This window comes from Leucobacter sp. cx-328 (assembly GCF_014530035.1).
In the GTDB taxonomy this organism is placed as follows: Bacteria; Actinomycetota; Actinomycetes; order Actinomycetales; family Microbacteriaceae; genus Leucobacter.
The window spans coordinates 1-12,235 of the sequence record NZ_JACVMX010000001.1; the positions used below are offsets into that span (position 1 = coordinate 1).

The window sequence follows — 12,235 nt, forward strand, 5'->3', positions numbered from 1 at the left end:
GCAGCGTGCGTTGGTCACGGTTGGTGATGCTGGTGAGGTTGCGGCTGGTTCTGATGCTCGGTTCCCGGTGACGGTGGTGGAGCCTGGTGATACGTCGTTTGATGTTGAGTTGACCACGGTTGATGGCACTGCTGTTGCTGGTTCGGGGTTCACGTCGACGACGCAGACGGTGTCGTTTGCGGCGGGTGAGACGGGTTCGAAGGAGTTCTCGGTTCCGACGTTGCAGGCGTCTGCGGTTGATGGTTCTGAGTTTGGTGTGAGTGCTCGTGTGGTGTTGGGTGCTGCGGAGTTGGATGCTGATTCGGGTACTGCGTTGTTGCGGGTGTCTAAGGATCCGACTGGTCCGATTGTTGATCCGACGGTGCCTGATCCTGAGGAGCCGGTTGGTCCGATTGTTGATCCGACGGTGAAGCCGACGGGTGAGAATCTTGCACGCACTGGTAGTGATGCTCTGGTGTTGCCGTGGGTGTTGGGTGCTGGTTTGGTGTTGATGGGTGGGGCTGTGGTGTTGGCTCGCCGAAAGGCACGTAACGGCTAGTCCAGGTCTGGCTTGCGCGTTCAGCGGGCTTGTACTCGAGAGTTCTTCGAGTACAAGCCCGCTGTATGCCTGTCTGTCGGGTTGTAAGTGTGCGTTGAGTATTGCATCTGTACAAGATCAACAGGTGTTGTTATTCTCATGCGAGGCTGTGATTTTTCAAGGGGAAAGATATGAAGAAGGCTGTTGTTCCAGGGGTTGCTGCTGCGCTTCTGTTGAGTGCTTTTGGTGTGGGGGTGTCTCCTGCGCATGCTGTTGAGTTGCGGGTGACGTCAGCAGAGGATTCTGGCCCTGGCACATTACGCGAAGCGGTTGAGGCCGCAAATGCGTCGCCGGGTGAAGACACCATCGTGATTGCTGAAGGTCTGAACGTGCAACCGGAGTCGCCCTTTCAGGTGAATGACGCGGTGCGGATCGTGGGGGAAGGCAATGGCGCCGGTATTTCTTTGGAAAGACAATCACCGCCTGCAGCAGGGCTGGAAAATACAAAGATGTTTTCCGTGGCTGCGTCACTCTCGATTGAAAACCTGACATTGGACCTTAAGCCGAAGCGGGGGAAGGCCACTGGAATCGAAGGCTGGCTTGGTTCTACTGTGCCAGCTATTTCGGCCAGCAACTGCCGATTCTTTGGTGATCTTGGAACTTCTGGGATAAGCGTAGGTAGCAGCGCGAGTTCGATTCGTGTGGTTGATAGTACGTTCGAAGGTGTGGGCACCCCCTTTGCTATTAGGGGCAATCCAGAGAACGTCGAGATCGCTCGAAACACAATCACCGATCCTTTCGGTCTGGTTTTTGAATTGGGTGCAAGCAGCGCCGCGAATCAGTAGTTCAGGTTTGTCGACAACAATGTTGAGTTTGCTGAGTATGCTGCCGGTGTTGAATTCTTCACGAGTGCTTCCTTCTCCGATCAAGAGAAGACCCCCGCAGTTATCTCTGGGAATCGGTTTGTTGACCGGACAGATGAGGGGATCTTTGTCCGCTTGGATGCAAGTGATGCTCCTCTTCTAGGAAATCCGAAACCGCAGTTGCTGTTCGAGAACAACAGTGTCGAACGCGATGCGTCCTCGACCAGTACAGTTTCATTGGTCCAGATCGGCTATTCCAAGTACGGCAGGCATGGATCAGTGAAGCTGTCTACGAGCACGATTGACGCGAATCCCGGTGCCCCAGCAGTACTTATTTCGGGCAGAAAATCTTCTACCAACGACTACGCAGAGTTTGATCATGTGACGGTTCGTGGACAGATTAGGACGTCCTACGACGGGGACGTGACCATCAACAATTCGGCGATTGATGGACTTGGCTCACCAGCGGTGAATGCGGATAGCGGTGCTGTTGTCACTGGTGAGGGCAATGTGGTGACTGGTGGGCCGTCTGCGCTTGCGGGTGCGAAGACGGTGGATGACCTGTTGCTTGGTGATCTGGCTGATATCGGTTTGGGCGAGAGTTTTGCTCGGGTGCCTTTGGCCGGTTCCCCGGTGCTTGATGCTGGTGTGGCTGCGCGTTCGGTTGAGGATCAGCGTGGTGTGCTGGGAGCTCGTGCCGGTATGTCTGATGCTGGTTCGGTTGAAGCGCAGCGTGCGTTGGTCACGGTTGGTGATGCTGGTGAGGTTGCGGCTGGTTCTGATGCTCGGTTCCCGGTGACGGTGGTGGAGCCTGGTGATACGTCGTTTGATGTTGAGTTGACCACGGTTGATGGCACTGCTGTTGCTGGTTCGGGGTTCACGTCGACGACGCAGACGGTGTCGTTTGCGGCGGGTGAGACGGGTTCGAAGGAGTTCTCGGTTCCGACGTTGCAGGCGTCTGCGGTTGATGGTTCTGAGTTTGGTGTGAGTGCTCGTGTGGTGTTGGGTGCTGCGGAGTTGGATGCTGATTCGGGTACTGCGTTGTTGCGGGTGTCTAAGGATCCGACTGGTCCGATTGTTGATCCGACGGTGCCTGATCCTGAGGAGCCGGTTGGTCCGATTGTTGATCCGACGGTGAAGCCGACGGGTGAGAATCTTGCGCGCACTGGTAGTGATGGTTTGGTGTTGCCGTGGGTGTTGGGTGCTGGTTTGGTGTTGATGGGCGGGGCTGTGGTGCTGGCCCGCCGAAAGACACGAAACGGCTAGTCCAGGTCTGGCTTGCTCGTACAGCGGGCTTGTACTCGAGAGTTCTTCGAGTACAAGCCCGCTGTATGTTGTAGTGCAAAGTTATGGGTCTCTTTTGTATTTTGCATCTATACAGGGACAACATGTGTTGTTATTCTCATGCCAGGTTAATGAGTTTTCCTGGGGGAAGATATGAAGAAGACTGTTGTTTCAGGAGTTGCTGCTGCGCTTCTGTTGAGTGCTTTCGGAGTGGGGGTGTCTCCTGCGCATGCTGTTGAGTTGCGGGTGACGTCAGCAGATGATTCTGGCCCTGGCACGCTGCGTGAGGCGCTGAGTGAGGCAGATGCGTCGCCGGGTGAGGACACGATCGTGATTTCCGAAGGGCTGGAACTGTACCCGGAATCGGAGTTTCAGGTGAATGACGCAGTGCGAATCGTTGGTGAAGGGAGCGGAGCCAGTATCTCTTTGGAAAGGCAAGAGCCGCCTTCGGCATGGGTGGAAAACACAAATATGTTCTCCCCGTCTGCGTCACTCTCGATCGAAAACCTGACATTGCACCTCGCACCGAAGTCGGGGAAGGCCACTGCAATCAATGCCTGGCTCGGGCAAACTGTGCCAGTTATCTCGGTTCGCAACTGCCGATTCATCGGTGATGTTGACGCTTCTGGGGTAAGTGGAGGTAGCAGCATGAGATCGATTCGTGTGGTTGAGAGTACGTTCGAAGGTGTTGGCACCCCCTTTGCTATTATGGGCAACCCAGAAACCATCGAGGTAGCTCAAAACACGATTACCGACCCCCGCTATCTGCTGTTCGAATATGGTACAAGCAGTGCCGCGAATCAGCAGTTCAGGTTTGTCGACAACGTCGTGGAGTTTGATAAGGATGCTGTCGGTATTGATTTCATGACGAGTGCTTCCTCCTCCGAACAAGAAGAGGTTCCTGCAGTTATTTCTGGGAACCGGTTTGTTGACCGGACAGATAGGGGAGTTTTTGTTCGCTTGGATGCAAGTAACGCTCCTAGCCCCGGGAATGCGGAGCCGCAGTTGCTGTTTGAGAACAACAGCGTCGAACGCGATGCGTCCTCGACCAGTACAAGTCCATTGGTTCAGGTTGGTTACGCCAAGTACGGCACGCATGGTCCAGTAAAGGTGTCCTCGAGCACGATTGACGCAAACCCCGGTGCTCCAGCAGTAGTTATTTCGGGCCGAAAAGCCAATAACAATGACTACGCAGAGTTTGATCATGTGACGGTTCGCGGCCAGATTAAGACGTACTACGACGGGGACGTGACCATCAATAATTCGGCGATTGATGGGAATGGCTCACCGGCAGTGAACGCGGATAGCGGTGCTGCTATCACTGGCGTGGGCAACGTGGTGGTGGGTGAGTCGTCTGTGCTTGCGGGTGCGAAGACGGTGGATGACCTGTTGCTGGGTGATCTGGCTGATATCGGTTTGGGCGAGAGTTTTGCTCGGGTGCCTTTGGCCGGTTCCCCGGTGCTTGATGCTGGTTCGGCTCCGCGTACAGTCGCGGATCAGCGAGGCGTGCTCGGCACGCGTGCCGGGTTGTCTGATGCTGGTTCGGTGGAAGCGCAGCGTGCGTTGGTCACAGTTGGTGATGCTGGTGAGGTTACGGCTGGTTCCGATGCTCGGTTCCCGGTGACAGTGGTAGAGCCTGGTGATACGTCGTTTGATGTTGAGTTGACCACGGTTGATGGCACTGCTGTTGCTGGTTCGGGGTTCACGTCGACGACGCAGACGGTGTCGTTTGCGGCGGGTGAGACTGGTTCGAAGGATTTCTCGGTTCCGACGTTGCAGGCGTCTGCGGTTGATGGTTCTGAGTTTGGTATGAGTGCTCGTGTGGTGTTGGGTGCTGCGGAGTTGGATGCTGATTCGGGTACTGCATTGTTGCGGGTGTCTAAGGATCCGACTGGTCCGATTGTTGATCCGACGGTGCCTGATCCTGAGGAGCCGGTTGGTCCGATTGTTGATCCGACGGTGAAGCCGACGGGTCAGAATCTTGCACGCACTGGTAGTGATGCTCTGGTGTTGCCGTGGGTGTTGGGTGCTGGTTTGGTGTTGATGGGTGGGGCTGTGGTGCTGGCCCGCCGAAAGACACGAAACGGCTAACCACACAACAAGTAAGCACGTTGGGCTGCTGATTTCTCATGAATCAGCAGCCCAACGTGCTTACGCGTGTGCCTAGGGAACCAAACCCTTTCTGGAGGCGTACTTAAGGTCGATACCTTGGCGCTTACCAGACGATGACGAAGCGGGTGATTGCGTCGAGGAGTACGCCGGCCAGGCCCTTTTCATCCTGCATTTCTGCTCGAGCTGCGATTGCTACATCGGGATGGTCTGTGATGATGCCGTCGGCCCCGCGTCGAAGGAGCTCGCGAATACCGTCTTCATCATTCACGGTCCAACTATAAAAGCCAAGGCCCTTTGCTTCTGCTTCGCGTTGCATTTTGTCACTCGCAGTGAACTCTTCAACTACAACGAAGTCGGCACTCGTCTCGGGCAAGCTCACACCAGCGAACGCGAGAATGTAGCCGACAGTGAGGTCGGGACGAATGAGCTTTAGCCGCTCAGCGCTCGGGTAGTCGAGCGTATGGAAAAGATTCTGTTCAAGGGCGTCGAGGTTTTCGAGCTCAGCCACGAGTTGATCGACGTGGTCGTCGGACTCTGCACCGCTGAGCTTGATCTCAATAAGTAGGGGCTGCTCAAGTTCGTTCGCACGCGTGACGTAGTCGGCGAGCGACGCAATCTTGCCCTGATGGCCAAACTGATCGGTCACTGTCATTGCTGTGAGCTCGTCAAACGTGAGGTCTTTCACCAATACGTTCTCGCCAGTGAGACGGGCAAGTGAGGTGTCGTGCATGACGATGAATCCGCCATCCTTCGACTGCATGACATCGATCTCGACCAGGTCGACGCCAGCGGCATGCGCGGCCTCCAGGCCTTCGATGGTGTTCTCAGCTGCCTTGTCGCTAAACCCGCGATGACCGAGAACGAGCGTTTCGGGCGCCTGGGAGAGCTGCTGCATCGTCGTGATGCTCGCGGCACCGAGGCCGAGCGCCATCACGACGCAGACAGTCTCGAAGACGATCTTCGAACGGCGTGTGGATTCGACCGTGAATTCGTCTGCGGCGGGGCTCGCGGCGAGGCCAGCACCATCACCATCGGTGCCGCTCAGCTGCACGAGTGTCGTCCCGAGCATCGCCGTCACTGCGAAGATGACGAGCATGCCAAGCACCTCCGCGACACCGAGGCAGAACGCCGCGATAACGGGGGAGGCTGCCGGCCACAGCACATCGCTCAGGAGGGTTGGCAAAATGACGATGGCAATCGCTGCGAGCATGACGACCACGGCGCCGATCATGATGAGCGCGATCGCGAGTATGAGACGAACACCCGCCCACCCCGCGGTGCGTCGCCAGCTCTGACGCAGCGCACGGCCGCCGGTCGCGTCAGTGAGCACGAAGATAGGGATACTCAGTGCAAAGCGTAGGTTCAAGAACGCCAGCACAATGACAAATGTGTACCAAATGATGGAGCCGACGGGGCTTTTGAGGAGTTCGCCAGAGACAAAATGGGGAATCGAGATGCCCTGCGACAGCGTTGAAATAAATCCAAAGCCGCTGAGCGGCACGACAAGTAACACGTAGCCGAACAGCGCAGCCGATGAAGGCCGCAGTAGCTTGCGAGCCGCAGCGCCAAGCTGGCGTAGTACGGGCCTTGTCTGTAACGACGCTCCAGCACGAACCCGCGCGATCATGATGATGAGCAGCATGAGCTGCAGTGACATGAGCCAGAACGCGACGACCATGAGCGCAACGAGCAGGGCGATCGTGACGCCGATGCCGTCGGTGATGGCAAAGGTGCCGATATCGAGCGCGAGCATGCCGTTCGCACGCAGCGCCTCACGGAACAACCAGCCAATGAGTGGTGCGGCGAGCAACAACATCACCACGTGAATTCCGAGCAGCGCCCACGCGAGTGAGTTCCAACGAGTGCTCACCGTCTTCAGACCGGCACGAAGCGTCGGAAGCGGGTTGATGTTTTGCATCTTTCGATAGTACGCGAGGGTCGCGACGGCCAAGGAACGAGAGATGCGGTGAGCCAGCATGCAAGTGCACGCTAGCTCACCGCATCTCAGCGATTATGCGAGGCGTTAGATGCCAGCACCAACCTGCTGCTGGATCTGCGTGATCGCAACGGTATCGGCGAGGGTCGTGGTGTCGCCCACGGTCTTGCCCTCTGCGACCTGCTTGAGCAGGCGGCGCATGATCTTGCCCGAGCGGGTCTTCGGCAGTTCGCTGACGATGAAAACGCGGCGGGGGCGTGCGATTGCACCGATCTGTGCGGCAACGTGCTTGCGGAGCTCGAGCTCCGCCTCTTCGATTGAGAGATCGTGCTGCTGCGACTTGAGAATGACAAACGCCACGACTGCCTGGCCGGTGGTCTCATCGTCTGCGCCGACAACCGCTGCTTCAGCAACCGAATGGTGGCCAACGAGCGCCGACTCGATCTCGGTCGTCGAAAGACGATGACCGGAAACGTTCATGACGTCGTCCACGCGGCCCATGAGCCAAATGTCGCCATCCTCGTCGACGCGTGCGCCGTCACCGGCGAAGTACTGGTCGCCGAACTGATCCCAGTAGGTTTCCTTGAAACGCTCGTCGTCGCCCCAGATGGTGCGCACCATCGACGGCCACGGGCGGCGGATCGTGAGCAGGCCACCCTGACCACGGTCAACGCGTTTGCCCTGCTCGTCAACGATGTTCACGTCGATGCCGGGCTGCGGAACCTGCGCCGAACCGGGCTTGAGTGAGGTCAGGCCTGGGAGCGGCGAGATCATGATCGCACCGGTCTCGGTCTGCCACCAGGTGTCAACGATGGGAGCCTTGCCGCCGCCGATGATCTCGTGGTACCAGCGCCATGCCTCGGGGTTGATCGGCTCACCGACCGAACCGAGCACGCGCAGCGTCGAGAGGTCGTACTGCTCGGGAACCTGACGGCCAACCTTCATGCATGAGCGGATCGCGGTGGGCGCGGTGTAGAGAATCGTGACGCCGTACTTCTGCACGACGCTCCACCAACGGCCCCAATCGGGGGTGTCGGGTGTGCCCTCGTAGATGACCTGGGTAGCGCCGTTTGCGAGGGGACCGTAGACCACGTAGCTGTGGCCGGTGATCCACCCAACGTCAGCGGTGCACCAGTAGACATCGGTCTCTGGCTTGAGGTCGAAGATGTTCTTGTGGGTCGTGGTGACCTGAGTGAGGTAGCCGCCGGAGGTGTGCAGGATGCCCTTGGGGCGTCCCGTCGTACCCGAGGTGTAGAGGATGAAGAGCGGGTTCTCTGCGGGGAAGCCCTGGGGTTCGTGCTCTTCCGAGTAGTTGGCGATCTCGTCGTGCCACCAGAGATCGCGACCCTCGACCATGTCGATGTCGTTCTCAGTGCGCTTGACGACGAGCACGCGCTCGACGGTGTTGACGTCGGTCTCGATCGCGAGGGCTGCGTCGACGGTCGGCTTGAGCGCCGAGACCTTGCCCTTGCGGTAGCCACCGTCGGCGGTGATGATGAGCTCTGCACGAGCGTCATCGATGCGCGAACGCAGGCTGTCTGCGCTGAAGCCACCGAAGACGACCGAGTGCGCCGCGCCAAGACGTGCACATGCGAGCATCGCGATGACGGTTTCGGGAATCATCGGCATGTAGATCGCGACGCGGTCACCCTGCACGACGCCGAGCGCGGTGAGCATGTTTGCTGCGCGCTTGACCTCTGCGGTGAGCTCCGCGTAAGTGATGGTGCGGGTGTCGCCTGGCTCGCCCTCGAAGTGGATCGCGACGCGGTCACCGAGGCCCGCTGCTACGTGACGGTCGAGGCAGTTCTCTGCGACGTTCAGCTCGCCGTCCTGGAACCACTTCGCGAAGGGCGGGTTCGACCAGTCGAGAATCTCGGTGAATGGCTTACGCCAGACGAGGTTGTCTGCCTGCTGCGCCCAGTACGCCTCGGGGTCTTGTGCCGCCGTGACGTAGATGCTGGGATCCTGCTGGTTTGCCTGTGCCGCGAACTCGCTGCTCGGGGGATAGGTCTCGATGGTCTCTGCCAGGGGCAGGCTTTCGATGGTGCCGTAGTCGCTACTCATGAGTCGCCCTTCGTCGTTGAATTTCAGGTAGAACATCGCGTCGTTGCGTTGACTTACCCGTTGAGGCTGACCTCAGGCTACCGCGATGACGAAGAGTGACTACCTCCGAAAGTTGTTGTTCTGTGGAGACTATATGTATCTGTTCTGAACTCTTAAACGGGACAAAATCCCCGGGAGTGTTCGCAAGTGATCGCACAATACGGGGTGTCAGACACTTATTCACATGCTGCGGCCGACCGGATTTCGCGGTGTGTGCTCTGCTGTTTGGATGTCGAAATGACTCTCTCACTTGGAACTGCGGCACGGTCTGCGACTGACGTTGTGCTTGATGCGGTGCCTGGCGCCGTGCCAGCCGCCGTGCCAGCCGCTGCGTCCAAGCGATCTGCCGCGCTCACGGTCGATGTGCGACGTGCGCTCGGTGGTGTGCTCGAGCTCGTCGACGAACCTGGCGTTCGTGACATTCTCTTGCAGGTTACTGCGGGGGAGGGGCGCCTCTGGGTGGATCGCGCCGGCACCCTCGCTCTCATCCCCAATTGGCGCGTTCCACCCGAGGCGGTGCGCCAGCTTGCATGCACGCTCATCGCAGCCGGCGGCCGTCACCTCGACGAACTTCACCCCTGCGCTGACGTCCGTCTCGGCGACGGCATTCGCGTGCACGCTGTGCTTGATCCCGTTGCTGTCGAAGGCGCGGTCGTCTCGATCAGGATCCCCGCCGCACGAGTCCTGTCATTCGAGGAGCTGTTGCACGCAGGCCTCTGCTCCTCGGCGCGCGGGGCGCGGATTCGGCAGCTCATCATCGACCGGAAGAACTTCCTGGTCTCGGGCGGAACGGGCAGCGGAAAAACAACGTTGCTCACAGCGCTACTCGAACTGGTTCCCGGTACCGAACGGATCCTGACGATCGAAGACGTCGCTGAGCTGCGCCCGCGTCACCCACACCGCATCGCGCTCGAAGCGCGCCAAGCCAATAGCGAAGGGGCAGGTGAGGTCACACTCGACCGGCTCCTGCGAGAAGCACTCCGCATGCGACCAGACCGCATCGTGCTCGGTGAATGCCGCGGTGCCGAACTCGCGACGTTGCTCACAGCACTGAACACGGGCCATGACGGCGGCGCAGGCACCCTCCACGCCAACGGCATCGCAGAGGTTGGAGCTCGTCTCGAATCGCTCGGCCTGATGGCGGGCCTCAGCGCTGAGCTCCTCGCCAGTCAAGTGGCGTCGGCAGTGCACTGCGTTATACACGTGGAGCGACGAAACGGGGTGCACCGCATCGCCGGTCTCGGACGGCCGCGCGTCGGGGAGAGCGGGCGGTTGTGCGTCGACGAAATTCCCTGGTGAGGGCGAAAGTCAAGGCCGCAGCTAGCGGCACGGAGGAGTATGAGGAACTCACCTGGCTGCTGCGCCGATCCGCCTCCCTCTTGCGCGGCGGGATTCCGGTCGGCAGAGTACTTGGGTTCGTGCTCGACAGTGAGCCGGAGGCGGTGACCGCGAGCCCGCGATTGGCAGAAATTGGTGCGCGGATCACGGCAGCCCCGGACGTGCCCCGTGCGCTCGCCGCAGCAGGTTCACCAGCCTGGCGGATCGCGGCCGCGGCCTGGCTCATCGGCGAGCGAAGCGGGGCACCGATGGCGACCGTGCTCGATCGCTTGGCGGTCGCGACGCAGGCATTGATCGACGTTGCTCACAGGCGTGCCGTGCTGGTTGCCGGCCCCTCGGCTACCGTGCGCCTCGTGGCCTGGCTGCCGCCCGCCGCGATTGGGATGGGGCTGGCGCTTGGTTTGAATCCGCTGCCGGTGTTTGTCACCCCGCTTGGCATCACGCTCGTGGTGATCGGGGCGCTCCTGGAATGGTGCGGGGTGCGTTGGGCGAGGCGCATGATGACGAGCGTTGCGCGTGCGGATCGGATCGTAGCGGTCGAGTGTGAACTGTTGTGGATTGCGCTTGCCGGCGGCGCTCCGCCCGGCCTCGCGCGGCGGTGGGTCGCGACCGCGGTCGACGAGGTGGGTGCCGAATGGGTGCCGTTTGTTGAGCTGATGGACACGTCAGCTGCTGGTCGTGTGCTTGCGATGGCGCGGCAAACCGGCGTGCCAGCCGGCGCCCTGCTGCTGGAAGCTGCGTCGCTTGCTCGCGCACACGCGACGACGCAGCTTGAACGAGATGCCGAGCGACTCGGGGTGCGCGTACTCATTCCGCTCGCAGCCTGCATTCTGCCCGCGTTTGTGGCGCTCGGGGTAGTGCCGGTGCTGGTGTCTTTGCTGAGCGGAGTGGGGCAAATTGGCTGAAGAAAACACGGCAGAACACATCTCGCACTTGAACATCAGATGAATGTAAGGCTATGGTGAATTGTTGTCGCCAGGGGCCGAGTTTGGGATCGGCCCCAGCGCGCGACAGACCGGTGTGACCCCCGCGCCGGCATCACCAGATTTGAAACTGAGGAGCGTTCGTGAATCGCCGAATGACCCGATCCGCGTCCGTTGTAGCGCTTGCGCTTACGGCCGCACTGACCATGGCAGGCTGCTCGTCGGCTGACACTGACTCGAAGGCCGAAGACGCTGCGGCGTCGACCGTCACCATCACCGATAACCACGGTGAGATTGAAGTTCCCGTCAACCCCGAGCGCGTTGTTGTGCTCGACAACCACGCCTTCGAGACGCTGACTGAGTGGGATGTTCCGCTCGTCGCAGCGCCGAAGGACGTCATGGGTACTGTCTGGCCGAACTACACCGACGATGAGTCGGTTGCAAACGTCGGCAATCACCGCGAGCCTGACCTTGAGGCAATCATCGCTGCGTCTCCCGATCTCATTATCGGTGGCTACCGCTTCGGTGATTACTACGATGACCTCGTCAAGCAGAACCCCGACGCAAAGGTCATCGAGCTCGCTCCCCGCGACGGCGAAGACGTCTTCTCTGAGTTGAAGCGTGAGAGTACGATTCTCGGCCAGATCTTCGATCACGAAGCGGAGGCAACTGCGCTCAACGACGATCTCGACGCAGCAATCGCTGGCGCGAAGGAAGCGTACGACGGCAAGAGCACCGTCATGGCAGTGAACACATCGGCAGGCAAGATCGGCTACCTCGCTCCCGGTGTTGGCCGTTCGCTCGGCCCGATCTTCGGTGCGCTTGATCTCAAGCCCGCACTTGAGGTCGAAGGCGCATCGGACGACCATAAGGGCGACGACATCTCGGTCGAGGCAATTGCAGCATCGAACCCCGATTGGATCGTTGCACTCGACCGCGACGCGGCATTCGCTGCGGATGAGCGTGAGGAAGGATCGCTACCCGCGACCGAGCTCATCACCAACTCTGAGGCACTGAAGAACGTCACTGCCGTGACCAAGGGCAACGTTGTTGTGCTTGATTCGAACTTCTACCTCACCGAAGATATTCAGGCGTACACCGACCTCTTCAACCAGTTGAAGGTAGCGTTCGCAGGCTAATGTCGCAGCAAGACCACGTG

At 59.6% G+C, this 12,235-nt stretch carries 9 protein-coding genes; 7 read left to right on the top strand and 2 right to left on the bottom strand.

Features of this window, described 5'->3' with window-relative positions:
* The 4 genes from ICL81_RS00005 to ICL81_RS00020 form a co-directional block, all read left to right on the top strand.
* Positions 1–538, top strand: a 538-nt coding sequence (locus tag ICL81_RS00005; RefSeq protein ID WP_215394715.1) for a Calx-beta domain-containing protein, incomplete at its 5' end; no start/stop codon positions are given.
* A gap of 170 nt (positions 539–708) precedes the next feature.
* Positions 709–1,362 carry a hypothetical protein gene (locus ICL81_RS00010; protein ID WP_188032984.1) on the top strand — a complete coding sequence of 218 codons (654 nt, stop codon included), beginning with the start codon at positions 709–711 and terminating at the stop codon, positions 1,360–1,362.
* Positions 1,363–1,659: 297 nt separating this feature from the next.
* On the top strand, positions 1,660–2,646 hold the full coding sequence (locus tag ICL81_RS00015) for a Calx-beta domain-containing protein (RefSeq protein WP_188032985.1): 987 nt from the start codon (positions 1,660–1,662) through the stop codon (positions 2,644–2,646).
* Positions 2,647–2,817: 171 nt separating this feature from the next.
* Positions 2,818–4,755, top strand: a complete 1,938-nt coding sequence (locus ICL81_RS00020) for a choice-of-anchor Q domain-containing protein (protein WP_188032986.1) — start codon at positions 2,818–2,820, stop codon at positions 4,753–4,755.
* A gap of 124 nt (positions 4,756–4,879) precedes the next feature.
* On the opposite strand, the gene ICL81_RS00025 is transcribed toward ICL81_RS00020, so the two are convergent.
* Together ICL81_RS00025 and acs are read right to left on the bottom strand one after the other, a co-directional pair.
* Complete coding sequence (locus ICL81_RS00025) at positions 4,880–6,694, bottom strand: glycerophosphodiester phosphodiesterase (RefSeq protein WP_188032987.1); 1,815 nt, start codon at positions 6,692–6,694, stop codon at positions 4,880–4,882.
* A gap of 105 nt (positions 6,695–6,799) precedes the next feature.
* Positions 6,800–8,776 (bottom strand): acetate--CoA ligase, encoded by a 1,977-nt coding sequence (acs, locus tag ICL81_RS00030; RefSeq protein ID WP_188032988.1) that lies wholly within the window; start codon positions 8,774–8,776, stop codon positions 6,800–6,802.
* Between the two features lie 276 nt (positions 8,777–9,052).
* Here acs and ICL81_RS00035 point away from each other — a divergent pair, with 276 nt between their 5' ends.
* The 3 genes from ICL81_RS00035 (at position 9,053) to ICL81_RS00045 (ending at position 12,215) form a co-directional block, all read left to right on the top strand.
* On the top strand, positions 9,053–10,114 hold the full coding sequence (locus ICL81_RS00035) for a CpaF family protein (RefSeq protein ID WP_188032989.1): 1,062 nt from the start codon (positions 9,053–9,055) through the stop codon (positions 10,112–10,114).
* Entirely contained in the window at positions 10,111–11,058 is a 948-nt protein-coding gene (locus tag ICL81_RS00040) for a type II secretion system F family protein (protein ID WP_188032990.1), read from the top strand. Before ICL81_RS00035 ends, ICL81_RS00040 begins: the two co-directional genes overlap by 4 nt.
* Before the next feature lie 161 nt (positions 11,059–11,219).
* On the top strand, positions 11,220–12,215 hold the full coding sequence (locus tag ICL81_RS00045; RefSeq protein ID WP_353055366.1) for an ABC transporter substrate-binding protein: 996 nt from the start codon (positions 11,220–11,222) through the stop codon (positions 12,213–12,215).
* Positions 12,216–12,235 lie beyond the last annotated feature (20 nt).

Bases quoted from the DNA above. Each gene is read 5' to 3' on its own strand.
- ICL81_RS00010 (WP_188032984.1), top strand. From the start codon at position 709: ATGAAGAAGGCTGTTGTTCCAGGGGTTGCTGCTGCGCTTCTGTTGAGT.
- ICL81_RS00020 (WP_188032986.1), top strand. From the start codon at position 2,818: ATGAAGAAGACTGTTGTTTCAGGAGTTGCTGCTGCGCTTCTGTTGAGT.
- ICL81_RS00025 (WP_188032987.1), bottom strand. From the start codon at position 6,694: ATGCAAAACATCAACCCGCTTCCGACGCTTCGTGCCGGTCTGAAGACG.
- acs (WP_188032988.1), bottom strand. From the start codon at position 8,776: ATGAGTAGCGACTACGGCACCATCGAAAGCCTGCCCCTGGCAGAGACC.
- ICL81_RS00035 (WP_188032989.1), top strand. From the start codon at position 9,053: ATGACTCTCTCACTTGGAACTGCGGCACGGTCTGCGACTGACGTTGTG.